Source organism: Caballeronia sp. ATUFL_F1_KS4A (assembly GCF_023630905.1).
Taxonomy (GTDB): Bacteria; Pseudomonadota; Gammaproteobacteria; order Burkholderiales; family Burkholderiaceae; genus Caballeronia; species Caballeronia zhejiangensis.
Genome location: NZ_JALQEB010000034.1, coordinates 170061 through 193547, shown reverse-complemented (window position 1 = coordinate 193547; position 23487 = coordinate 170061). Strand labels below are relative to the sequence as shown.

At 65.1% G+C, this 23487-nt stretch carries 18 protein-coding genes; 8 read left to right on the top strand and 10 right to left on the bottom strand.

The window, feature by feature from the left end; all coding sequences use genetic code 11:
* Window positions 1-19: 19 nt before the first annotated feature.
* From NCS03_RS21350 to NCS03_RS21320, 7 genes are all read right to left on the bottom strand, one after another.
* Window positions 20-1639, bottom strand: coding sequence for a gamma-glutamyltransferase family protein (locus NCS03_RS21350; RefSeq protein ID WP_250436545.1), 1620 nt, complete (start codon window positions 1637-1639; stop codon window positions 20-22).
* Between the two features lie 134 nt (window positions 1640-1773).
* Window positions 1774-2532, bottom strand: coding sequence for a GntR family transcriptional regulator (locus tag NCS03_RS21345; protein WP_250529734.1), 759 nt, complete (start codon window positions 2530-2532; stop codon window positions 1774-1776).
* Between the two features lie 127 nt (window positions 2533-2659).
* The gene (locus NCS03_RS21340; protein WP_250457413.1) at window positions 2660-3115 is read right to left on the bottom strand and encodes a RidA family protein; all 456 of its coding nucleotides are present in this window, start codon (window positions 3113-3115) and stop codon (window positions 2660-2662) included.
* 105 nt (window positions 3116-3220) lie between these two features.
* Window positions 3221-4315 carry an SMP-30/gluconolactonase/LRE family protein gene (locus tag NCS03_RS21335; protein ID WP_250529733.1) on the bottom strand — a complete coding sequence of 365 codons (1095 nt, stop codon included), beginning with the start codon at window positions 4313-4315 and terminating at the stop codon, window positions 3221-3223.
* Window positions 4316-4394: 79 nt separating this feature from the next.
* Window positions 4395-5567: a zinc-dependent alcohol dehydrogenase gene (locus NCS03_RS21330; protein ID WP_034470938.1), complete on the bottom strand. Its 1173-nt coding sequence runs from the start codon at window positions 5565-5567 to the stop codon at window positions 4395-4397.
* An 11-nt stretch (window positions 5568-5578) separates the two neighbouring features.
* Window positions 5579-6340: an SRPBCC family protein gene (locus NCS03_RS21325; protein WP_250529732.1), complete on the bottom strand. Its 762-nt coding sequence runs from the start codon at window positions 6338-6340 to the stop codon at window positions 5579-5581.
* A gap of 167 nt (window positions 6341-6507) precedes the next feature.
* The gene (locus tag NCS03_RS21320) at window positions 6508-7656 is read right to left on the bottom strand and encodes a glutathione-independent formaldehyde dehydrogenase (RefSeq protein WP_239294579.1); all 1149 of its coding nucleotides are present in this window, start codon (window positions 7654-7656) and stop codon (window positions 6508-6510) included.
* A 734-nt stretch (window positions 7657-8390) separates the two neighbouring features.
* On the opposite strand from NCS03_RS21320, the gene NCS03_RS21315 reads away from it, so the two are divergent.
* A complete protein-coding gene (locus NCS03_RS21315) occupies window positions 8391-9560 on the top strand; it encodes a zinc-dependent alcohol dehydrogenase (protein ID WP_175980901.1) in 1170 nt (389 codons plus the stop codon).
* A 119-nt stretch (window positions 9561-9679) separates the two neighbouring features.
* On the opposite strand, the gene NCS03_RS21310 is transcribed toward NCS03_RS21315, so the two are convergent.
* The 3 genes from NCS03_RS21310 to NCS03_RS21300 form a co-directional block, all read right to left on the bottom strand.
* Window positions 9680-11584 carry a hybrid sensor histidine kinase/response regulator gene (locus NCS03_RS21310; RefSeq protein WP_250529731.1) on the bottom strand — a complete coding sequence of 635 codons (1905 nt, stop codon included), beginning with the start codon at window positions 11582-11584 and terminating at the stop codon, window positions 9680-9682.
* Between the two features lie 375 nt (window positions 11585-11959).
* Entirely contained in the window at window positions 11960-13399 is a 1440-nt protein-coding gene (locus NCS03_RS21305; protein ID WP_175980896.1) for an aldehyde dehydrogenase family protein, read from the bottom strand.
* On the bottom strand, window positions 13396-14337 hold the full coding sequence (locus NCS03_RS21300) for a LysR family transcriptional regulator (protein WP_008348104.1): 942 nt from the start codon (window positions 14335-14337) through the stop codon (window positions 13396-13398). The genes NCS03_RS21305 and NCS03_RS21300 overlap by 4 nt, the downstream gene beginning before the upstream one ends.
* A 276-nt stretch (window positions 14338-14613) precedes the next feature.
* Between NCS03_RS21300 and NCS03_RS21295 the strand changes: the two genes are divergently transcribed.
* The 7 genes from NCS03_RS21295 to NCS03_RS21265 are packed head-to-tail and all read left to right on the top strand — an operon-like array spanning window position 14614 to window position 23470.
* Window positions 14614-16107, top strand: a complete 1494-nt coding sequence (locus NCS03_RS21295; RefSeq protein ID WP_250529730.1) for a UbiD family decarboxylase — start codon at window positions 14614-14616, stop codon at window positions 16105-16107.
* Window positions 16100-16714: a UbiX family flavin prenyltransferase gene (locus tag NCS03_RS21290; RefSeq protein WP_008348102.1), complete on the top strand. Its 615-nt coding sequence runs from the start codon at window positions 16100-16102 to the stop codon at window positions 16712-16714. Before NCS03_RS21295 ends, NCS03_RS21290 begins: the two co-directional genes overlap by 8 nt.
* 4 nt (window positions 16715-16718) lie before the next feature.
* Complete coding sequence (locus NCS03_RS21285; RefSeq protein WP_250529729.1) at window positions 16719-19751, top strand: xanthine dehydrogenase family protein molybdopterin-binding subunit; 3033 nt, start codon at window positions 16719-16721, stop codon at window positions 19749-19751.
* Window positions 19748-20569: an FAD binding domain-containing protein gene (locus NCS03_RS21280; RefSeq protein ID WP_008348100.1), complete on the top strand. Its 822-nt coding sequence runs from the start codon at window positions 19748-19750 to the stop codon at window positions 20567-20569. Before NCS03_RS21285 ends, NCS03_RS21280 begins: the two co-directional genes overlap by 4 nt.
* Window positions 20570-20574: 5 nt before the next feature.
* Window positions 20575-21102: a (2Fe-2S)-binding protein gene (locus NCS03_RS21275; RefSeq protein ID WP_085955302.1), complete on the top strand. Its 528-nt coding sequence runs from the start codon at window positions 20575-20577 to the stop codon at window positions 21100-21102.
* Window positions 21095-22657 carry an AMP-binding protein gene (locus NCS03_RS21270; protein WP_008348097.1) on the top strand — a complete coding sequence of 521 codons (1563 nt, stop codon included), beginning with the start codon at window positions 21095-21097 and terminating at the stop codon, window positions 22655-22657. The genes NCS03_RS21275 and NCS03_RS21270 overlap by 8 nt, the downstream gene beginning before the upstream one ends.
* Before the next feature lie 6 nt (window positions 22658-22663).
* The gene (locus tag NCS03_RS21265; protein ID WP_250436534.1) at window positions 22664-23470 is read left to right on the top strand and encodes an enoyl-CoA hydratase/isomerase family protein; all 807 of its coding nucleotides are present in this window, start codon (window positions 22664-22666) and stop codon (window positions 23468-23470) included.
* The last annotated feature ends 17 nt before the right edge of the window (window positions 23471-23487 follow it).

Genomic DNA, 23487 nt, shown 5'->3' with positions numbered 1-23487 from the left:
AGCAAGAGCGTGTTGAGCGTTACCAGCCGGCGGCTGAGCCGTCGCTGCGTGGATCGTGACCGGCTTCGAATAATCCATCGGGATACCGAACGATTGCGCCGGCGTGCCCCATCGCTTCGTCGTAGGCGGCGAGCACTTCGACGTCGTGACCGAGCGCGCGCAATGCGTCGATGGTCTCGTCGGGAAAGCGCGCTTCCAGCTTGAGCGAGTCGGTCGACTGGCCCCACGTGCGGCCAAGCAGCCAGCGCGGCGCATCGATCGCGGCCTGCGGATTCCAGCCGAATCGCGCGATGCGCGAGAACACCGCACTCTGCGATTGCGGCTGGCCGTCGCCGCCCATGTTGCCGTAGACCATCGTGCGGCCATCGGCGAAACGGGCGAGCGCGGGATTGAGCGTGTGGAACGGACGGCGGCCCGGCATCAGCGGATTGAGCGACGACGGATCGAGCGAAAAGCTGCAACCCCGGTTCTGCCAGTTGATGCCCGACTGCGGGAGAACGATGCCGCTGCCGAACTCGTGATAAATGCTCTGGATGAAGCTGACGGCAACGCCATCGCCATCGATGACGCCCATCCAGACCGTATCGCCGGGACCGCGGCCACGGCCCCAGGGCGCGGCGCGCGACATCGACACTTGCCGGGCCATCGCATCGAGCGCGGCGGGATCGAGTTGCGTGACGGCATCGATGCGCATGTGGTCCGGATCGGTCACGTGTTCGTCGCGCACCTTGAAGGCGAGCTTCGTCGCTTCGACGCATGCATGGACGAACTCGGGGCCGAGCGGGTTCATGTCGTCGGTCAGCACGCGGTCCAGCACGCCGAGAATCAGCAGCGACACGAGACCTTGCGTCGGCGGCGGCATGTTGTAGACGGTGCCCAGCGTATGCGTGAGCGCGAGCGGCGTACGTTCGCGAGCCGTGTGCCGTTCGAGATCGGCGAGGGTGATGAGCGTTTCCAGCGACGACAGGTCGTGCGCGATGCTGCGCGCCAGATCTCCGCGATAGAAGTCGTCGAGACCGGCATCGGCGAGCTGTTGCAGCGTTGCGGCGAGACGCGCGTTGACGAAGCGCTCGCCGGTGCGCGGCACGCGGGCATCGGGCATGAAGGTTTGCGCGAAGCCCGGCACGTTTCCGAGTTCGCCGCACTTGCCCGCCATGCAGTCGGACTGACTGCGCGTGACGGGAATGCCCGCCTTCGCATAATGAATCGCGTCTTCCAGCAGACGCGCAACGGGTAGGCGTCCGCCGAGCGTGTTCTTCGAGAAGCGCTGCGCGAAGTCCCAACCGGAGACGGTGCCCGCGACGGTGTTGGCCGCGAGCGGGCCGCGTGCAGGAATGGCGTCGAGGCCCAGCGCGCGATACGTGCCGATGTCGGCGCGCATCGCTGCCGCACCGCACGCCTCGATGCCGATCGGCGCGTGACCCGGACGCGAGATCAGCCAGAAGCCGTCTCCGCCGATGCTGTTCATGTGCGGATAAACCACCGCGACGGTGGCGGCGGCGGCGATCATCGCTTCGACGGCGTTGCCGCCTTCTCGAAGGACGGCGAGCGCACTTTGCGATGCAAGCGCATGCGGCGCCACGGCCATGCCGCGCGAGCCGCGTGTGGGATTGAGTGCAGCAGAGACTTCCAGAGACATCGACGTTTCCTTGTATACAACGAAATCGTCAATGCGAGTTCCGTGCCAGGCGTCCGTGAAAACCCTATGGAGCCTTGCTGGCTATGCCTTGCAGCGTGGTTTGCCGCATGTTTGAAGGAAGTGCGGCGATGCCGTCAGATGGTGCGCCGCGGTCGCGCCGGTGCGTGCGCGACGCTCGAACGCCCCGCTTCGGTGCGGGCGCCGAGCAGGCGCTGCATCGTGAGGCCGCTCACGCTTGCCTGGCTGCCGCTGATATGACGAGACACCAGTTCGACGCTCGATGCGCTGTCGCCGCGACGAATGGCATCGAGAATGGCGGCATGCTCTTCATACGTCTCCGCGATGCCATCGCCCTTCACGAGATCGAGCCGGCGCACCACGCGGATACGGTCGGTGACGCGCTGCATCGTCGCGGTGAGTTCATCGTTGCCCGCGGCCGCTACCAGCGCATGATGCAGCGATTCGTCCAGTTCGACGAGCTTTCGTCCATCGACGATCCGGCGCGCACGGCCAACGCGCCAGATGCGATCGAGCGCATCGAGCAGCAAGTGAAGATCGGCTTGCGGCGTTTCGCCATTGCAGAGCTTGCGCACGGCGAAGACCTCGATCATCTGGCGCATCTCGTAGAGGTCGTCGAAACGCTTGTTGTCGATGGGCACCACTTCCCAGCCGCCGCGCACATAGCCTTGCATCAGGCCATCGCTTTGCAGGCGTTGCAGCGCTTCGCGTGCAGGCGTACGCGATACGCCGAAGCGTTCCGCAATGGCGCCTTCCGTCAGCCGGTCGCCGGGCAGGATCCGCATGTCGAAGATTTCCTCGCGCAGCGTGTAATAAACATGATCCGCGCGCGACAGCGCGGCGTCTTGCGCGTTGGCAAGGCTTGCGTCGGCCATAACGGTGAGCGGGGTAGCGTGCATGGACGGGAAGCTTATCAAAGGGCTGCGCGTCGCCAGAATTGCCGGACGGCAAAAATCGCTTTGTGGATAAATGGCGCGTTCGCCAGCGAAGCTGCCACGCGATTTATCGCTTCAATTCGAAGATGCTGTCGATCTCGACCGGGATGCCCATCGGCAACGTATGCACGCCGAGCGCGCTTCGAGCGGGAAGCCTTTCTTGTCCGAACAATGTCAGCAAGAGGTCGCTGGCGCCGTTGGCCACTTGCGGATGTTGCGTGAACGACTGTTCGGCGCGCACGTAGACCGTCAGCCGGCTGCATCGCTCGATGTTGTCCAGACCGCAGGCTTGATCGACGCAAGCCAGGATCATCAGCATCGTCAGATGCGCCGCGTGGCGCGCCGTTTCGACAGACATGTCGCCGCCGACCATTCCGACGATTGGCTTGCCGTTTTCGAAAGGCCCGAGACCGGAAACATAGACCTGACTGCCCGCAATCGACACCGTTCGATAGGAGCCGAGCGGCGCGATGGGCGCCGGCAGTTCGATCCCCGCTTGTGCAAGGCGTTCGGATACGTTCATGTTCGGCTCACCGTGATGTGATCAAAACACTAGCGTAACCCGGTCAATATCCTCGGCTATCGCGATCGCGATTTGTATTTCCAGAAGGGCGGCCCGTCCTGCGCGTCACTGCTTCGCTCCGATCCCCTCGATGCGCCACAACTGCGTCTCGAGGCGGGGGCCTGTCTCGGGCTTGAACCAGCTCATGTCCTGGATGTGGGAACTCGTAACGTAGAGGGTCCCGTCGGGGCCCTCGGAGAACGTATCGGGCCAGCGCAGCCGCTTGTCCTGCACGAGGGTCGTGATGCGATCCCCGTCACGGACTCTGACTGCGTCCTGCTCGATCGCGCTCAGATAAAGCCGCCCGCGCTCATCGATCCAAAGACCGTCGGTCGGCTCCGTCTCGGCGACACGCTCCACGCGCGTTTCGAGGTCCTTCTCCGACAGACGCGGGTTCTGCAATGCGTTTGTCGCGATGCGATAGAGCGTGCGACCGGTCAGTGCTTTCCAGTAGAGCGTGCGCCCATCGCGCGAAAGCGCGAGGCTGTCGGCGGCGAATTCGACTCCGCGTCCGTCGGGTCGGCGTAGCGGCTGCCCGTCGATCCTGACGACCACGTCCTTTTCCGGCTGCGTGCTCGGATGGCCGCCGAGCACGCGCCTGGCCTTGCCGGTCTGCAGATCCACGACCACGAGCGCTCCCTTGGCCCCGGCATCGGTCAGATAGGCATAGTGACCATCCGGCGAAAACCGCACATCGTTCAGATAGCTTCCCTGGGGCGCGACGCTCTCGTCGAAGCGGATCACCTGCGCGACCTGGTTCGCCTTGAGGTCGATCTTGACGAGCTTGGGTCCGCCCGGCACGAGCGATGCCGTGGCTGGCGCGGCCGGATCGACGACCCAAAGATTGCCGTGTGCATCGGTCACGACGCTCTGGACGCACACGAAATGATCTCCGGCGGACATCTGGTTCTTCTTCTCGTTGCGCCATGCATTCCACTCGTCGTCCGGGTAGGGTTTGATCTGGCCGTCGCGCGTCACTTCTGCAACCGAGACCGGCGCATCTTCTGTCCAGCGCGGAAAATTGACGAAGATGCGCCCATCCTTCGAAACGGTCACGCCCGTAACCTGGTGCTCGAATTTTGCGACCTGTTGCAGTTGTGGCGTATCGGATGTAGGCCCCGCGTGCTGCTGTGCGATGGATGCATTGGCGAGAAGCGTCATCGCCACGATGGCGGACGCGGCTGCGATTCGGATCATGGTCGTTTCCTTTGCATGGCGGCACTCGGGATGCGCGGCGAATTCAAGGCGCGAACACGGCGCGGACGCAGCCGTCGGTCTTGTGCTTGAACATGTCGTAGCCGCGTGGCCCGTCCTCCAGCGAGAAGCGGTGAGTGGCGAGGTAAGCAGGGTTCAGCTCGCCTTTCTGCGCGTGCGAGAGCAGCCGATCCATATAGGCTTGCCCGTGCTGCTGCGCGCTGCGCACCGTCATGCCCTTGTTCATGATGGCGCCCATCGGGAACTTGTCGATCAGCCCGTAGACGCCGAGCACCGACAGCGTGCCGCCTTTGCGGCAGGCCATCACGGCCTCGCGCAGCGCCTGGCCGCGGTCCGTCTCCAGACGCAGCGCCTGTTTGACGCGGTCATACGCGTATTGCGGCCCGGTGCCGTGCGCTTCCATTCCTACCGCGTCGATGCACGCGTCGGGGCCGCGCCCGCCGGTCATTTCCATGAGCGTTTCGAGGACGCTGTCGACCGCCGTATAGTCGATCGTCTCGGAGCCGGCGTGCTCGCGCGCCATCTGCAAGCGCTCGGGAAAGCGGTCGATCGCGATGACGCGCTCCGCGCCCATCAGACGCGCGCTTTGCTGCGCCATCAGCCCCACGCCGCCGCAGCCCCAGACCGCGACCGTGTCGCCCGGCTGGATGTTGCAGAAGTCGGCGCCCATGTAGCCGGTCGGCGCCGCATCGGAGAGGAACAGCGCCGTATCGTCCGCGACGCCGTCAGGGACTTTGAAGCAGTCGTTGTCGGCAAACGGTACGCGCACGTATTGCGCGTGCGCGCCCGCATAGCCGCCGAACGCGTGCGTGTAGCCGTAGATGCCTGCGGTCGTATGTCCGCCCAGAAGGGGTGCCTGTAGCTCGGGCTTGGGATGCGTGTTGTCGCACAACGAGTAGAGGGAGTGCTGGCAATACCAGCATTGCCCGCAAACGATGAATGAAGGAACCACGACGCGGTCGCCCTTTGCGAGGCGCTTCACCTCGGGGCCGATCTCCTCGATCACGCCCATGAACTCGTGGCCGATGACATCGCCCGACTTCATCGTCGGGATGTAGCCGTCGATGAAGTGAAGATCCGAGCCGCAAGTCGTCGACAGACTGACGCGCAGGATCGCGTCGCGGGGATTGATGATCTCCGGGTCTTTCACAGTCCCGACGCGCAGGTCGTTTACCCCGTTCCAGTACAGTGCTCGCATGCTCACTCTCCTTAACGCGTGGTTGCGCGAGCAGCGGGCTGCCGCTCAGTGGTGGGAATCTCGCCGGTCTCGACGAGGCTCTTGAAGCGCCGCAGCGCGTTGTCCGCGACCAGGTTCAGCGGCGTGGTCCCCAGAAGTTGCAGCAGGCCTTCACCGAGCGCGCCGCCGGGCGGGTCGAACCGGACGTGCAGCGTCGCCACGGTGCCGCGGTCGTTCGGGGCGGGGTCGAAGCGAACGGATCCCTCGTTCGGAATGGCGGCGCCAGGCAGCGAGCGCCAGCCGACGCCTCCGCCGGGGCCGTCGACGATCTCGGATTCCCATTGGTAGGCGCGACCGAGCGGCGTCCTTATTTCCCAGCGCATGCGGCCGTCGCCCGCCGGGTGCAACGTCGCGAAGCCTGCCACGAGTTGCGGGAGCGTCCCGGGCGCAAGCCAGAGCCGACGAAGCTCGTCCGCAGTCTTGCCGATGGTGATTGCGCGCTCCACCTCCGGCGTCGCGCCGGCGGTCCCACTTCGCCCCTTGTTGTCTGTCCGTCCGCGATGGAGCGGGACACCGTACCCGGCACTCGCCGCTGCCATGCCCGCGCAGGCAGTGAGCGCGAGAGCCACGGCGCCTTTCTTTCGTCCGGCGAGTCCGGACACGATCAAGGCCGCGCTGAGCGCGACGGGGATCCAGCCAATGCCTTGCATGGCTTCTCCGGCCGACACGCCCGAAGAATGGCCGCCGCGCCTCAGTGATTCGCGCGGCCGGATAGCAAGAATGTTGCTTGCCATAACAAATGCTCCAAAGGTTACTGATCGCCGTGGTGCCCGCTACGCGGTTCGTACCGTGCAGCGGGATCGACGAGACATGTTGGCGACGCTCGAGCCCATTGCACGCGTGGCAATGATTGAGCGATGAGCCCGAGCGCTCATGCAACCACGATCGCTGCGTCGCTTCGCTAACCTCCCGGATGCAAGACCACCTTGGTCCAGCCGTGGTCGCGCACGTCGAAGTGCTGATAGGCGTCAGGCGCCTGGTCGAGTTTCAACTCGTGCGACACGATGAACGATGGCTTCGCGCGGCCCGCGTGTATCAGATCGCGCAACTGCCGGTTGTATGCCTTGACGTTGCACTGGCCCGTGGCGATGTGCTGCCCCTTGAACCAGCACTTGCCCCAGTCGAACGCGATCTGACCTTTCTTCGCCAGTTCGTCCTGCGCGCCCGGATCCTCGGGAATGAACACGCCCACCACGCCGATCCCGCCGGTGAACTTGACCGACGACACCAGGTTGTTCATCGTGAGATTGGGGTTCTCGTGGCGTTGCGGAGCCGGATCGTGGCACTGGTAGCCAACGCATTCGCATCCCACGTCCGCGCCCATGCCTTGGGTGAGATCCATGACCCGCTGCACCGGATCTTCCTTCGAATAATCGATCGCGATCGCGCCGATGGACTCCGCGAGCTTGAGCCGGTCGGGATGGCAATCGACCACCATGACGCTGCGGGCGCCCTTGATCATCGCCGAGTGCGCGGCCATCAGACCGACGGGGCCGGAGCCGTAGATCACCACGGCGTCGCCGGGCCTCATGCCGGCGAGTTCGGTCGCGTGCCAGCCGGTCGGGAAGATGTCGGCGCACATCACGTAGTCGGTCTGCTTCTGCTGGGCGTCAGGCGGCAGCTTCAAGGACATGAAGTCGGCCCAAGGCACCCGGAGATATTCGGCCTGTCCGCCCGGCCACGGACCCATGTCCGCAAAGCCGAATGCGCCGCCGGCGATTCCCGGCTGATTCGCGCTCAGGCAAAACGCCGTGAGGCCGCGCTCGCAGTTCATGCAGTGGCCACAACTTACATTGAATGGCAGGCACACCCAGTCGCCGGGCTTGATCCGCTCCACGGCAGGCCCGACCTCCTGAACGACGCCCAGATTTTCATGACCGAAGATGCGGCCTTGCTCGAAGTCGGTTCGGCCCTCGTACATATGCAGATCGGAACCGCAGATGTTGGTACTGGTGATTCTGACGATGGCGTCGGTCGGACGCTCGATCTTGGGATCCGGAACATTCTCGACCGTAACTTCACGAGGACCGCGATACACAACGGCTTTCATATGTTTCTCCCGAGAGTTCAACTGCGAAGAGCCTGAGCCGCGAAACCTTCGGCGGCTGTCGGCGTCGACAAACCCGCAGACCCACCTGCGGTACGTCCCTCTCTCATGCAGACCGGCACTTTGCAGACAGCGTCTGCTATTGCTGGTTGAAGCCGGACAATCTATCGCCATCCTAAATAGTGAGTGCCATGCGCTTCCGGATTTTTGGTGACGGTGCGCGATGTAAGCGCAGCTATCCGCGTGCCCGATTCGGGTCGACAGAGGCGACTCGCGGATGAGCATCGAGATCCAGTGCGATTGATACGACTATCTAATCGATGCGTGGGGGTGACGTGTAATCGCGTAGTCGCGAAGAACTTGCACCGGGCTGCAGATCTTGCAAGAGCGGCCTGGTTCGAGAACCGGAAGGGTCGCTATTCGGTCAGTTGGCTCGCGGACTTAGCCCGCATCGCCGGTCGTTTATCGAAGCGCTTGTCCATGACAAAAAAGCTCGGCGCGCCCGCATATCGGGCACGGAAGCGCATAAGGACACTCATTGACATGGACACCGATGCAGGACCAGCGACTCCCGATTCCCGGCCGGCGTCGATGGCCCGATGGACAACCAACGATGCGGGCAAGACAGCATGCGTTGAACGGAACGTCGAATGCTGTTTGCGTGGCGGTTGCCGCGTTGCTGTGAAGCGAAGAGGATGCCGCGCGATACAACCGCTCACTCACAATGGAGGCTAGCGATGAGAGCGCTCATCTGGGAAGGCAAGAAGGACATCCGGTGCGAGTCGGTTCCGGACCCGGTCATAGAACATCCCCGCGATGCGATCATTAAGGTAACGACATGTGCCATCTGCGGCTCGGACTTGCATCTGTTCGATGGGTTCATGCCCGGCATGGAATCCGGCGACATCATGGGCCACGAATTCATGGGCGAGGTGGTGGAAGTCGGCAACGCGAATAGCACGCTGAAGATCGGCGATCGGGTCGTCGTTCCCTTCACGATCATCTGCGGCGAATGCGAACAGTGCAAGCGCGGCAACTTTTCCGTCTGTGAGCGGAGCAATCGGAACCAGGACGTCGCGAACAAGGTGTTCGGCCACACGACTGCGGGCTTGTTCGGCTATACGCATCTCACAGGCGGCTATCCGGGCGGTCAGGCCGAATACGTGCGCGTACCGTATGCGGACAGAACGCACGTGAAGATTCCCGACGGCCTCACCGACGAGCAGGTGCTCTTCCTCGGCGACATCTTTCCGACCGGCTGGCAGGCGGCGGCTCAGTGCGACATCGAGCCGACAGACACCGTCGCGATCTGGGGCGCAGGGCCCGTCGGCCAGATGACGATTCGCAGCGCCGTTCTGCTCGGCGCGAAGCAGGTGATTGCAATCGACCGGGTGCCCGAGCGTCTCGCCATGGCGCGTGCGGGCGGGGCCACGGTCATCAACTTCGAAGAAGAGAGCGTCCTCGAGCGCTTGGCCGATCTCACACAAGGCAAGGGCCCCGAGAAGTGCATCGACGCGGTCGGCATGGAGTCGCATGCGACGCGCTCATTCGATTCCCTGTACGACCGGGCGAAGCAGGCCGTGATGTTGGAAACGGACCGGCCGCACGTATTGCGCGAGATGATCTACGTCTGCCGTCCGGCGGGCACGCTGTCGGTTCCAGGCGTGTACGGCGGTCTCATCGACAAGATTCCGTTCGGCGCTTCCATGAACAAGGGGCTGACATGGCGCATGGGCCAAACACATGTGAACCGCTGGACGGACGACCTGTTGCGACGCATTCAGGAAGGGCAGATTGATCCGTCGTTCGTCATCACGCACACGGTGCCGCTCGATCAAGGACCCGAGATGTACAAGACATTCCGCGACAAGGAAGATGGCTGCATCAAGGTCGTGCTGAAGCCTTAGTCGGGAAGACGGCGGCTTGCCTGAATCCGCTGGTGCGGAGGTTCCGCCGCGACCGTTGAAACGGTCGCACGATCATGGACGGAAGCACCGCGAATGTCACTGCCGCAGGCCGCCTTCTTCTATGGCGCGGCGACCGCACTGTCGACGGCTTGAGTCAGTTGCGCGATATCGACCGGCTTCGTGAAGTGAAAATCGAATCCGGCGTCTGTTGTGCGCGCCCGGTCCTGTTGCTGACCCCAGCCGGTGACGGCAATGAGCGTCACGTCGTGCGTCGAGGGCGTTGCCCGTATGCGGCGCGCGACGTCGAGCCCGCTCATGCCCGGCAAGCCAAGGTCGAGCAAGACCACGTTCGGGTTGTATTCGCCGAGGAGTTCGATCGCCTCTTCGCCGGAATAGACTGTTCGTACATCGTGTCCCTGCATCTCCAGAAACGCCGTCATTGCGTCCGCTGCATCGACGTTGTCGTCGACGACCAGGATTCGGCGCTTCGGGGCCGACGCGTGAACGGCAAGCGCAGCGCGTGTTGGCGCCGGCATGGGCAACACGCGCGACGTCGCGGGCAGATGAATGGCAAAGCAGCTCCCCCGATCCTTTCCGCCACTCGACGCGGTGAGTCGGCCTCCATGCAGCTCGATGAGCGATTTGGACAGCGCGAGGCCGATGCCAAGACCGCCCTGCCGATGCTGATCGCGATTGACCTGGGAAAACATCGCGAAGATCGCCGACAGTTTGTCCGGCTCGATGCCGATACCGTTGTCCGTGACCGACAGGACGATCTCGGCGTCGTCAGCCGTCGCCGCGAGTTCGATGCGCCCGCCCGGTGGCGTGTACTTCGCCGCGTTCATCAGCAGGTTGGCCAGTACTTGCGCGAGCCGGAGCCGGTCCGCCTCGATATGCAATGGTCTGACGGGCGGCTTGATGACGAGCTCGTGCCCCTTGCCTGCGAGGATCGGTCTCGCGATTTCGACCGCTTCGTCGACGACTTCGCGCATCGCCACGGCCTCTTTGCGCAGCTTGAGCGCGCCGCGCGTGATGCGCGACACGTCCAGCAAGTCGTCGAGCAGAAGCGCCATCGCGGCCGACTGCCGGCGCAGCACGCTGATGCACCAGATCCTGCGCTCTTCCGTCAAGTTCGGCTGTTCGAGTATCTCCGCGACGTGTCGGATCGGCGCGAGCGGATTACGCAATTCATGTGCGAGCGTCGCGAGAAACTCGTCCTTGCGGCGGTCAGCCTCCGAAAGGGCCTGTTCGGCCCGCACGCGTGGCGTCACGTCTCCGAACCACGCCACGACCGAACCGTCCAGAGACGCCGCGACGACGTGAAACCACTGCTCGCCGTTTTCACCCGATACGCGTATGTCGAAGGCCTCTCTTCCCGGGCGCTGGGCGAGCGGTGTGAGCCGCTCGAGCAGCATGTTCGCCTCCCACCCGGCCGGACGCACATATGCCGTGGAACTGCCGATCACGACTGCGGCGTTCTGATTGAAAAGCTGGGCGGCCGCCTTGTTCAGATAGTCCCATCGAAACTCGGCGATGCGGCCCTCGCGAACGACCGGGGTCAGGATGACGAACGGCACGCCTGCGCTGTCCAGGGCCACGTCGAACCGGTGTCGCGCCTGGCGCTCGACCTGCAGAAGGCGATCCGTGGCCTCCTGCGTAGCGGCTTCGGCGCTTCCTGCACGCCGCGCCACCTTGGCGAGTTGCTGCCCGGCCGCCACCAGAAATGCCCCGACCAACGCGTATGCCACCAGCACGATGCGGTCGTCGTGTTGCAGAACGGCCAGACTGCCGACGGGCGGCATCCAGAGCGCGCCGAAGGCCATGCCGCTCACGAGAAGCAGCGATCCCGACCACGCGCCGAACAGCACCGTGATCAACGGAAGCGTCGCGCTGAAGAAGAGGAATGTCAGCCGTCCGTGGGCAACCATCGTCAGCGCCTGCTGAGCTGTCACGATAACGGCGGTAGCTGCAATACCGAAGACCAGGCGCTGTTTCGGTGGATATTGGGCGATGCGTACGATCATGGTCGTGACTCGATTGGGCTGGTTGTTATCCTGTCCACTGTGCAGTCTTTGTTCCTATCTTCTCGCGACTTGCAGAGCGTTGGAATCCGCTGCCGGCGGAACTCGGTGCCCCTCGCTCGGTCAGCGAGTCGGGTCCGAGTCGCCAACAAAAAAGCGCCGACTCCATTACGGGGGCGGCGCTTGAAAGTCCGTCAAAGAAGCGAGATTCCGACGAACCTGAGAGACCTGAATTCTAGGCAGAAAGGTCCACCGGTTCTAATAGCATCGCGTGATGGCTCGGATAAAACTTTCTTATATCGGGATTACACAGGATGACTCTTGCCTTTCTTTTTGGTGCCTTGGCTCGGCACGACGGAGCCGGCCCGCCACCCGCCATCACCGCAGCGGCGCGATCCCGTCCGCGACGCCGGCTGGCATGCAGATATGCTTGAGCTCGGTGAAATCCGCAAGGGCATCATAGCCATGAAGCCGTCCCAGCCCGCTTTGACGATAGCCGCCGGTTTCCGCCTCGGCGAATAGCTTGTTGTGATCGTTGATCCACACCGTCCCGTTGCGCAGCGCCCGCGCCATGCGAAACGCGCGCGGACCATCGTTCGTCCACACGCTCGCGGAGAGGCCGAAAACCGTATCGTTGGCTTTCAGAATCGCTTCCTGCTCGTTCTCGAACACCTCCAGCGTGACGAACGGACCGAATATCTCGTCCTGACAGAAGAACGCCTTGGGGTCGGCATGCTCGACGAGCGTCGGCGACAGAAACGCATGTCCCGATGGAGCACCGCGCAGCAGCACGCGATCGGCAGTCGCGCACGCACGTTCGATCGTGTGCTCGACGGAATCGCGCGTGGCGGCGTCGATGAGCGCGCCGATATCCGTCGCCGGATCGATGCCCGGCCCGACCTTCAGCGACGCGAGCGCCGACGCGAGCTTCTCGCGCATGTCCGCTGCCCGCGACGCATGAACCAGCACGCGGCGCGCCGCGGTGCATTGCTGACCCGAGATGATCGTCGCGGCCCGCGCGAGACGCGGCGCGATGGCGTCGATATCCGCATCGCCGAACACGACGCAGCACGACTTGCCGCCGAGTTCGAGCGACAGCTTCTTGATGCTGTCCGCCGCCGCGACCATGATCTTCTTGCCCGTCGCGGTCGATCCCGTAAAGCTGAGGACATCGACGCCGTGTGAATCCGCGAGCCGCTCGCTCGCCGCATATCCGCGCTCGTTGACGAGATTCACGGCGCCCTTGGGCAACGCGGTGAGCTCGAAGCAGCGCATCATCGCGGCCGTCACGAGCGAAGTCTGGGCGGCGGGCTTGACGATCGCCGTGCAACCGGCCGCCAGCGCGGGCGCGAGCGAGCGCACGAGCAACACGGCGGGCGCGTTCCACGGCACGATGATCGCGACGACGCCGGCCGCTTCGCGCAGCATCGTCGATATCGTGCCGGGCTCAGGCTCCAGCACATGCCCGGCGATATGGCGCGCAAGACCCGCGTAATAGCGCACCTCCGAGATGGCGCCCGCGATCTCGCCACGCGACTGCGCGATCGTCTTGCCGTTCTCGCGCGTGAGCAGCGTCGCGAGCGACTCGCGCTCGTGGTCCAGCGCCGCGGCCCACGCCAGCAGCACGTCCTGACGCAAACGCGCGTCCTGCGCCCACGTCGTGCGATCGAACACATGTCGCGCGGCGGCGATGGCTGCGTCGGCTTCGTGCGCGCCGCCGTCGGCATATTGGCCGATGGCTTCCCCCGTCGCGGGGTCGATGCTGTCGAGCGTCGGCGTGCCGGTCCATTCGCCGGCGATCCAGTGTCGTGCGTTCATGCGGAGCTTTCCTTGATTAAGGGGGAGGGTTCGTCACCCGAAAAGTTCGACGCCCGATGCAACTCGTCGCCGATGATCGCGATGAGCGCTTCGGCCGCCGCGCTCAACGGGCGGCGCGGATGGCTCACGCAGAGAATGTGTCGCACGATTCGCGGCGCGAGAATCGGACATGCGCGCAACGTGCCGTGCCGCGCGGCCCGCTCGACGACGATGCGCGGCAGGATCGTCGCGAAGCGCGTATTTTCGACGAGCTTGAGAATGGTCGACAGCACGTCGATCTCGAAGCGCGGCGCAAGCAGGATGTCTTCGTGCTGCGCGGCGCTGTCGAGCACGCCGCGCAGACCGTGGCGCTTGGTCGGCAGCACGAGTTCCAGTTCCGGCAGTTGCGCGAGTTCGATCGCGTGCGGCAGATCCGGTCCATGCGTCGCACTGGTGGCGAGCACCATCTCTTCGTCGAGCAGCGGGCGCGAGTCGAGCGAAAGACGCGCGCGCGGCTTGTTGATGATGGCGGCATCGAGCTGGCCGCCCGCGACCCAGTCGATGAAGGTGGCGCTGTAGCCATCGGCGACGGTGACTTCGACATCCGGGTAACGCGCGTGAAAGCGCGACAGCGAATCCGCGAGCACGCTCTCCGTCACCGATGCGATCAACCCTATGCCGACATGTCCCGTGACCACTTCGTCGCGCTGCACGAGTTGCTGCCGCGCGTGGGCCAGGTCCCGCATGATCGGCAAGAACAGGCGGTACATCAGCCGTCCCGCGGCGGTCGGCGCCATGCCGTGCGCGCCGCGCTCGAAAAGCTGCTGATGCAATTCGTCCTCGAGCTTCGCGATCTGCATGCTGAGCGCGGGCTGCACGATGTTGAGACGCTTGGCCGCGCGCGTGACCGAGCCGTCCTCGAACAGCGCGATGAAGTACTGGATTTGCTTGAGGTCCATGTTCCGTGGGGTATCAGCGATGCTAATAGGCGACCGCACCGTTATCAGACTGCTTCGATGGACCGCGCCGGGCGTTTGTTCAGGCTTGCTGCTCAAGCGCCCATTCGCGCGTGCTCCATTGATACGTGACCGTAACAACCGTGTCATCCGGGCTAGCACCGATATAAGCACGAATGATTCGGCGCATCAATAAACAGTATTAGCCGTTATGGGGTGATCTCGCTACGCTTCATCCAATGCGCTGGCTTTGGCAGGCGCGCCCAGATGGAGACGCTGATGAACACACGCGATGCCGCAACGAACGGCAATCCCGCATTCTCGTGGGCCCCGGATCGCACCGATACCGGCTCCCTTTCGCTGCGCGACTGGCTCGCGCATCTTGCGCGGACCGGCCGCGTCGCGACGATCGACAAGCCCGTTGCGCTCGAACATGAACTCGCTGCCATCGCCAAGCGCCTCGACGGCACGCAGGCGGCGTTCTTCACGCAGCCGGGCGGTCACGCGGTGCCTGTCGTCAGCGGCTTCATGGCGAAGCGTGCATGGATCGCGGAAGCGATGGGCGTCGACGAAACCGAACTGCTCGCCCGCTTCTCGGCTGCTGTTGCTGCGCCGCTTCCATCGAAACGCGTCGAGCGCGAAAACGCGCCGTGCCAGCAAGTCGTGCATACGAACGGCATCGACCTGCACGCGCTGTTGCCGATTCCGACGCATAGCGAACACGACAACGGCCCGTACATCACCGCGGGTCTCGTGATTGCACGCAATCCGCGGACCGGCGTGCAGAACGTTTCGATCAACCGCATTCAGGTGCATGGCCGCGACCGCATGGCGATCCTGCTGCTGCCGCGCCACCTCTATGCCTTTCAGCGCGCGGCGGAAGAAGCCGGCGATGCGCTGGATGTCGCGGTAGCCATCGGCGTCGATCCGCTCACGATGCTCGCTTCGCAAGCGATCACGCCGATCGATCACGACGAGCTGGAGATCGCGGGTGCGCTGCATGGCGCGCCGCTGCCCGTCGTCGCGTGCGTGACGAACGGCGTGCATGTGCCGGCGTTCGCGGAGATCGTGATCGAAGGGCGCATTCTGCCGGACGTGCGCGAGCCGGAAGGACCGTTCGGCGAATTCCCGAAGTACTACAGTGCAAAGGAAGCGCGCGAAGTCATCGAAGTGACGGCGGTGACGCATCGGCTCGATCCGGTCTTTCATACGATCGTGCCCGCCGAGATGGAGCATCTGCTGCTCGGTGCGATTCCGCGCGAAGCGACGCTGCTCGCGCACCTTCAACGCAGCCATCCCAACGTGAAGGACGTGCATCTTTCGGTGGGCGGCGTGTGCCGTTATCACCTGTGGGTGCAGTTCGACAAGAAGCGCGAAGGCGAAGCGAAGAACGTGATCCTCTGCGCGTTCGGCGCGCATTACGACATCAAGCAAGTGGTCGTAGTCGATCCCGATGTGAACGTGCACGATCCCGCCGAAATCGAATGGGCCATCGCGACGCGTTTTCAGGCGGACCGCGATCTCGTCGTGATCGCGGGCGCGCAGGGTTCGCCGCTCGATCCGTCGACGACTGTCGGCCAGCCCGCCGATGCGCCCGCGCATCTGCAAGGCATGAGCACGAAGATGGGCCTCGATGCGACGCGCCCCGTCGTCTATGCCGAGCACGTCTTTACGCGCGTGCGCATTCCCGGACAGGACGCAGTCGATCTGGACGCGCTCGTCGCCGCCGACAACAGCGCACTGGACGCCTACCTGGCGCGCAATCATGGCTGAGCAGAAGAAGCGCCTCGTCGTCGGCATTTCCGGCGCGAGCGGCGCGGTGATCGGCGTGCGCCTGCTCGCTGCGTTGCGGCGGCTCGGCACGCACGAGACGCATCTGATCGTGTCGGCATCGGGCGCGGTGACGGCGGCGCAGGAACTCGGGCTGACGCGCGGCGACATCGACCAGCTCGCCGACGTCGTCCACAACGTGCGCGATATCGGCGCGTCGGTCGCGAGCGGATCGTATGTCAGCGACGGCATGGTGATTGCACCGTGTTCGATGAAGACGCTCGCGGCCGTCGCCAACGGCTTCGCCGACAACCTGCTCACGCGCGCCGCCGACGTGATGCTCAAGGAACGCCGCCGCCTCGTGCTCGTCGCGCGCGAAACGCCGCTCAATCTCGCGCATCTGCGCAACATGACGCTCGCCACCGAAATGGGCGCGATCGTGATGCCGCCGGTGCCCGCGTTCTACGCGCATCCGAAGAGCATCGACGATGTGGTCGATCACACGGTCGGGCGCATTCTCGATCTCTTCGGCATCGAGCATCAGGAGATCGCGCGACGCTGGAGCGGCCTCGCCGATGCATTCGGCCGCCGCGCGCAAGATGAGGAATGATGCGATGAATCAGCGCGATACCGCCTTCGCAGATATCAATGCACGCGTCGCCGACGACGCCGTTGCCACGCCGCAGCGCCACGTCGGCCGCGCCATGCAGCGCCTCGAAGACCCGGCGATTCTCACGGGCCGCGGCCGCTACGGCGATGACATTGCCGTGAAACCAGGCACGCTGCACGCCGCGATCCTGCGCTCGCCGCACGCTCATGCCGACATCGTTTCTATCGACACGGACGCCTCGTTGAAGCTGCACGGCGTGCATGCGGTGCTCACGCGCGACGATCTGCGTGCGTGGTCGCGTCCGTTCGTCGTCGGCGTGAAATCGCCGATGGAACAGTGGGCGCTCGCCATGGACCGCGTGCGCTATGTGGGCGAGCCGGTCGCGGTCGCCATCGCGGATTCGCGTGCCCTCGCGGAAGACGCGCTCGATCTCATCAAGGTCGAATACGCGACGCTCGATCCGGTCACGTCGATCGAGCAGTCGGTGCGGGACGACGCGCCGTTGCTGCACGAGCGCGTCGGCAGCAACGTCGTCAGCGACCGGCATTTCCGCTACGGCGAGCCGGAAGCGGCGTTCGAGAACGCGCCGCATCGCGTGAAGCTCGTCGCGCAGTATCCGCGCAACACCTGCGCGCCGATCGAGTGCGGCGTCGTGATCGCCGAATATCTGTCCGGCGACGAAGGCTACGACGTCACGTCGAACTTCATGGGGCCGTTCTCGCTGCACGCCGTCATGGCGATGGCGCTCAACGTGCCCGCGAACCGTCTGCGTCACAAGGCTCCGCGCGACTCGGGCGGCAGCTTCGGCGTGAAGCAGGCCGTGTTTCCGTATGTCGTGCTGATGTGCCTCGCGTCGCGCAAGGCGGGCGCGCCGGTGAAATGGGTCGAGGACCGGCTGGAGCACCTGAGCGCGGCGACCTCCGCGACGGCGCGCCTCTCGACCATCGAGGCGGCGGTGCAAAGCGATGGCCGCATCGTCGCGCTGTCCTACGACCAGCTTGAAGACGTCGGCGGTTACGTGCGCGCGCCGGAGCCCGCGACGTTCTACCGGATGCACGGCTGTCTGACAGGCGCGTATGCGATCCCGAATCTGCTCGTGCGCAATCGGGTCGTGCTCACGAACAAGACGCCGACCGGCCTCGTGCGCGGCTTCGGCGGACCGCAGGTGTACTTCGCGCTGGAGCGGCTGATTCAGCGCATTGCCATCGAACTGAAGCTCGACGTGCTCGACGTGTATCGCCGCAACTTCGTTCCCGCCGATGCGTTTCCGTATCGCGCGGCGGCCGGCGCGCTGCTCGATTCAGGCAACTATCAGGAAGCGCTGCGCCGCTCGATCGACGAAGGCGGTTACGCCGAACTCGTCGCACGCCGCGATGCCGCGCGCAGGGAAGGGCGGCTCTTCGGCATCGGCTTCGCGGCGATCGTGGAGCCGTCGGTATCGAACATGGGCTACATCACGACCGTCATGCCCGCCGACGCGCGCCGCAAGGCCGGGCCGAAGAACGGCGCGATCGCGAGCGCCACAGTCAGCGTCGATCTGCTGGGCGGCGTCGTCGTGACGATCGCATCGACGCCCGCGGGGCAGGGGCACATGACGGTGTGCGCGCAAGTCGTCGCCGATGTGCTCGGGCTGGACCCGAAGGACATCGTCGTCAACGTCGAATTCGATACGCACAAGGACGCGTGGTCCGTCGCGGCGGGCAACTATTCGAGCCGCTTCGCGGGCGCGGTGGCGGGCACGGTGCATCTGGCCGCCACGCGCGTGCGCGAGAAGCTGTCGCGCGTGCTCGCGAAGCAGTTCGGCTGCTCGCCCGACGAGATCCGCTTCGAAGGCGCGCGCATCTTTCCTGTGCACGCCGAGGATCGCGCGCTGCCGTTCGCGCGCGCCGCGAGCAATGCGCCGCACTGGGCGCCCGCGCTCCTGCCCGAAGGCGAGGAGCCGGGCCTGCGCGAGACTGTGTTCTGGTCGCCGCCGCACATGGACGCGCCCGACGAGGCCGACCGCATCAACACGTCGGCGGCGTATGGCTTCGCGTTCGACATGTGCGGCGTCGAAGTGGACCGTGCGACCGGGCGCGTGCGGATCGACCGTTATGTCACCGTGCACGATGCCGGCACGATCCTCAATCCCGCGCTCGCCGATGGCCAGATTCGCGGCGCCTTCGCGCAGGGCGTCGGCGCGGCGCTGATGGAGGAGTTCCGCTACGGCGCGGACGGCAGCTTCCAGTCCGGCACGCTCGCCGACTATCTGATGCCGACGACCTGCGAAGTGCCCGATCCGGTGATCGTGCATCTGGAGACGCCGTCGCCGTTCACGCCGCTCGGCGCGAAAGGGCTCGGCGAAGGCAACAACATGAGCACGCCGCCGTGCATCGCGAACGCGGTGGCCGATGCGCTCGGCGTCGAAGACATTCGCTTGCCGCTCACGCCGTCCAGGGTCATGGCGATGATCGGCATCGACGATCCGGAGCCGTCGCGCCCCGAATATCGCGAAGCGCCGGCGGCGAAGCCCGCGACGCCGGGCGGCGGACGCGCACTGACGGCGCAGGGAAGCGTCGATCTGCCCGCGACGCCGGAAGCCGTGTTCGCCGTGCTGCTCGATCCGAAGGCGCTCGCTAACGTGATTCCGGGCTGTCATGCGCTCGAAGAAGCCGCGCCGAACCAGTATCGCGCGGACGTGACCGTGGGCGTCGGCCTCATCAAGGCACGTTTCGAGGCGCGCATCGGCTTGTCGGAGATCGACGCGCCGCATCGTCTGCGGCTGGCGGGCGCGGGCACGTCGCCGCTCGGCAGCGCGCGCGGCAGCGGTCTCGTCGAACTGAAGCCGCAAGGCAGCGGCACGCGGCTCACGTACGACTACGAAGCGCAGGTGTCGGGCAAGGTCGCCGCGGTCGGCGGCCGCATGCTCGAAGGCGCGACGAAGGTCGTGCTGAATCAATTGTTCGAATCGCTCGGGCGGCAGGCGGCGGGCAAGCCGGTGCAGACGCGCGGATCGTGGCTCGCGAGATTCCTCGCACGTTTCAGGAGGCGCGCATGAAGCCGGTAGCGTTCGATTATCTGCGCGCGCCGACCACGCAGGACGCGCTCGACGCCCTTGCGCAATACGGCGAGGACGCGCGCGTGCTGGCGGGCGGACAGTCGCTGATGGCCGTGCTCAACATGCGGCTCGCGCAGCCGAAGATGCTCGTCGATATATCCCGCACCGCCGAACTCAGTGCCGTGCGCATCGACGAGAAAGCGGGGCGGCTCGTCGTGAGTGCGGCCGCGACGCAAGGCAGCGTCGAATGGCGCGCGACGCTCGCAGAAGAAGTGCCGCTGCTCGCGATGGCCTTTCCGCATATCTCGCATTTTCAGATCCGCAATCGCGGAACGGTGTGCGGATCGATCGCACATGCGGACCCGAGCGCGGAACTGCCGCTCGTGCTCTCGGCGCTCGGCGGCGACGTGATGCTGCGCTCGAAGAAGAAGCGGCGCACGCTCGCCGCGCAGGATTTCTTTCAGGGCATGTTGATGACCGCGCGCCAGCCGGACGAACTCGTCGAAGCGGTGCGCTTTCCGCTGCGAAAAGCTGGCGAGCGCTACGCGTTCAGCGAATTCTCCGCGCGTCACGGCGATTTCGCGATCGTCGCGTGCGCGGCGGTCGTATCGGACGATGCGATTCGCATCGCGGTGGGCGGCGTCGCCGACAGGCCCGTGGTCGAAAGCTGGCCGCGTCTCGCAGGCGACGACCTGCGCGGCGCACTGAACGATTTGAGCTGGAAACTGAACGCGCAGGACGACGCGCATATCAGCGCGAAATATCGCCGGAATCTGGTCCGGCAACTCGGATGGCGTGTGATCGAGGAGGCGAAGTGAGCGACATGTCGGCAAACATCATGCGGCGGGACGAACGGCAGCGCATCGCGCTGACGCTCAACGGCCGCGAGCGCAGCGGCCATTGCGAGCCGCGCGAACTGCTGTCGGATTTCATCCGGCACGAACTGGGCGCGACCGGCACGCACGTCGGCTGCGAACACGGCGTCTGCGGCGCATGCACCGTGCACGTCGATGGCGTTGCGGCGCGCGCGTGCCTGATGCTCGCGGTGCAGGCGGACGGACGGCGTATCGATACCGTCGAAGGTCTCGCGCCCGAGCAGACGCTCGGCGACCTGCAGCAGGCGTTCCAGCGGCATCACGCCTTGCAGTGCGGCTTCTGCACGGCGGGCATCCTCATGTCGTGCGCGGATTATCTGCAACGCGTGCCGAATCCGACCGAGGAGCAAGTGCGCGAAATGCTGTCGGGGCATATCTGCCGCTGTACGGGCTACACGCCGATCGTGGCGGCGGTGCTCGACGTGGCGGCGCGCCGCCGGACGCAAGCGGACACGAGCGAGGTCGAACATGCTTGATCTCGGCCGCACCTTTCTGCAAAGCGTCGAGCGCAGTCCGAACGCGCTCGCGCTCGTCGATGGCGAACTGCAACTGACCTATGCACAGTGGCATCGCGTGATCCTGAATGTCGCCGATGGCCTGCGCGCGCTCGGTCTCGAACGCGGCGACCGGCTGCTCGTCGTGCTGCAGAACCGCTGGGAAATGGCGACGCTGCACTGGGCGGGACAATTCGCCGGCATCGTGATCGTGCCGCTCAACTGGCGCGCGAAGCCGGACGAACTCGACTATTGCGTGACCGATGCCGGCGTGAAGGCGATCGTCTACGAGCCCGTTTGCGCCGATGCCGTCATCCAGAGTCCGGCTGCGCAGAACGTGCCGCGCATCGGCCTCGACGATGCGCCCGGCCGCAACCTGGGGTTCGATGCGCTCGTTGCCGACCGCAGCGAAGCGCGCCACGACGCGACGACGCGCGCCACCGCCGACGACATCTCGCTGATCCTCTACACGTCCGGCACCACCGGCAAGGCCAAGGGCGTGCCGCGGCGTCATCGTCACGAACGCGCGGGCGCGCTCGCGCATGTCGCGCAGAACCTGTATCGGCGGGGCGAGAGAACGCTCGGCGTGATGCCGCTCTATCACACGATGGGCGTGCGCTCGCTGCTCGCGATGGCGCTCGTCGACGGCCTGTTCGTCTGCGTGCGCCGCTGGAACGCGAAGCTCGCGCTCGAATCCATCGCCGCGCACGGGCTCACGTGCCTCTACCTCGTGCCGACGCTCTATCACGACCTGCTCGCCGACAAGACGTTCGCGGCCACGGACACGTCGTCGGTCAGGAAGCTCGGTTTCGCGGGCGCGCCGATGAACGACGGCCTGCTCAAGCGCCTGTCCGCCGCCTTCGAGCCGGAACTCTTCGTCAATCACTATGGCTCGTCCGAGGTCTATACGTTCAGCATCGATCAGGACGCGACGAAGAAGCCCGGCAGCGCGGGGCGCGCGGGCATCAACACGCGGCTGCGCGTCGTGAAGCTGGATGCCGTATCGCCCGATCAGATCGCCGCTGCCGGCGAGGAAGGCCAGATCATCGCGGACCTGCTCGGCGACGAGGCTTTCGAAGGCTACTGGAATCGCCCGGACGCGAATGCGAAGTCGCTGCGCGAAGGCTGGTACTTCACCGGCGACACCGGCTACTTCGATGCCGACGGCGACCTGTACGTCACCGGCCGCGTCGACGACATGATCATCAGCGGCGGAGAAAACATCTCGCCGGTGGATATCGAATCGGTGCTGTCGCTGCATCCGGCCGTCGACGAAGTCGCGGTCGCGGGCGTCAAGGACGAGCGATGGGGCCAGCGCGTCGTCGCGTTCATCAAGCGCCGCGAGTTCGTCGATGCAGAAGCGCTCGACGGCTGGTGCCGTCAGTCCGATCTCGTCAACTTCAAGCGGCCGCGCGAATACGTGTTCGTCGACGACATACCGAAGTCTCCGGTCGGCAAGATCCTGCGCCGCAAGCTGCAGGCCGGCGAATACGCGAGCGAGACCCACGCAACCTCTACAGAGACCACCAAGGAGTAACCGAACATGAGCGATTTGAACCATCGCGGCCAGACGCTGCTGCAAGACCTGGACGGCTTTTCAGTCGAGATCGACGCCGCCCGCGAGCGCGCCGACATCATCCTGCATCGCCCGCCGTTCAACGTCATTTCGATGCACGCCCGCGACCAGTTGCGCGCTGCATTCGAGGCGCTCGACGAGGACGACCGCGTGCGCGTGATCGTCGTGCGCGCCAAGGGCGAGCACTTCTCGAGCGGCGGCGACATCAAGGGCTTTCTCGAGGCATCGCCGGAACATGTGTCGAAGCTCGCGTGGAATATCGCGGCGCCCGCGCGCTGCTCGAAGCCGGTCATCGCGGCCAATCGCGGATTCTGCTTCGGCGTGGGCTTCGAGTTGTCGCTCGCGTGCGATTTCCGCATCGTCACCGATACGACGTTCTATGCGCTGCCGGAGCAGAAGCTCGGGCAGATTCCCGGCTCGGGCGGCTCGGCGCGCTTGCAGTCGATGGTCGGCATCGGCCGCACGAAGGACATCGTGATGCGCTCGCGCCGCATTCCCGGCAAGCAGGCGTACGAATGGGGCATCGCGGTGGACTGCGTGGCCGACGCGGAACTCGAATCGGCGACGGATGCGCTCGTCGACGAACTGCGCGCGTTCTCGCCGCTGGCACAGCGCACGGCGAAGAAGCTGCTGAACGACTCGGAAGACGCGCCGCTTTCGATCGCGATCGAACTCGAAGGCCATTGCTATAGCCGCCTGCGCTCGTCGGACGATTTCCGCGAAGGCGTCGAAGCGTTCCACGGCAAGCGCAAGCCGGTGTTTCGCGGGTCCTGATCCCGCGCTTTGCACAA

Coding starts and splice junctions, on each gene's coding strand:
- NCS03_RS21305 (WP_175980896.1), bottom strand. CDS start 13,399: ATGAACGCACGACACTGGATCGCCGGCGAATGGACCGGCACGCCGACG.
- NCS03_RS21340 (WP_250457413.1), bottom strand. CDS start 3,115: ATGAACGTATCCGAACGCCTTGCACAAGCGGGGATCGAACTGCCGGCG.
- NCS03_RS21275 (WP_085955302.1), top strand. CDS start 20,575: ATGTCGGCAAACATCATGCGGCGGGACGAACGGCAGCGCATCGCGCTG.
- NCS03_RS21265 (WP_250436534.1), top strand. CDS start 22,664: ATGAGCGATTTGAACCATCGCGGCCAGACGCTGCTGCAAGACCTGGAC.
- NCS03_RS21320 (WP_239294579.1), bottom strand. CDS start 7,656: ATGAAAGCCGTTGTGTATCGCGGTCCTCGTGAAGTTACGGTCGAGAAT.
- NCS03_RS21325 (WP_250529732.1), bottom strand. CDS start 6,340: ATGGCAAGCAACATTCTTGCTATCCGGCCGCGCGAATCACTGAGGCGC.
- NCS03_RS21330 (WP_034470938.1), bottom strand. CDS start 5,567: ATGCGAGCACTGTACTGGAACGGGGTAAACGACCTGCGCGTCGGGACT.
- NCS03_RS21290 (WP_008348102.1), top strand. CDS start 16,100: ATGGCTGAGCAGAAGAAGCGCCTCGTCGTCGGCATTTCCGGCGCGAGC.
- NCS03_RS21270 (WP_008348097.1), top strand. CDS start 21,095: ATGCTTGATCTCGGCCGCACCTTTCTGCAAAGCGTCGAGCGCAGTCCG.
- NCS03_RS21285 (WP_250529729.1), top strand. CDS start 16,719: ATGAATCAGCGCGATACCGCCTTCGCAGATATCAATGCACGCGTCGCC.
- NCS03_RS21310 (WP_250529731.1), bottom strand. CDS start 11,584: ATGATCGTACGCATCGCCCAATATCCACCGAAACAGCGCCTGGTCTTC.
- NCS03_RS21295 (WP_250529730.1), top strand. CDS start 14,614: ATGAACACACGCGATGCCGCAACGAACGGCAATCCCGCATTCTCGTGG.
- NCS03_RS21300 (WP_008348104.1), bottom strand. CDS start 14,337: ATGGACCTCAAGCAAATCCAGTACTTCATCGCGCTGTTCGAGGACGGC.
- NCS03_RS21345 (WP_250529734.1), bottom strand. CDS start 2,532: ATGGCCGACGCAAGCCTTGCCAACGCGCAAGACGCCGCGCTGTCGCGC.
- NCS03_RS21350 (WP_250436545.1), bottom strand. CDS start 1,639: ATGTCTCTGGAAGTCTCTGCTGCACTCAATCCCACACGCGGCTCGCGC.
- NCS03_RS21335 (WP_250529733.1), bottom strand. CDS start 4,315: ATGACGCTTCTCGCCAATGCATCCATCGCACAGCAGCACGCGGGGCCT.
- NCS03_RS21315 (WP_175980901.1), top strand. CDS start 8,391: ATGAGAGCGCTCATCTGGGAAGGCAAGAAGGACATCCGGTGCGAGTCG.
- NCS03_RS21280 (WP_008348100.1), top strand. CDS start 19,748: ATGAAGCCGGTAGCGTTCGATTATCTGCGCGCGCCGACCACGCAGGAC.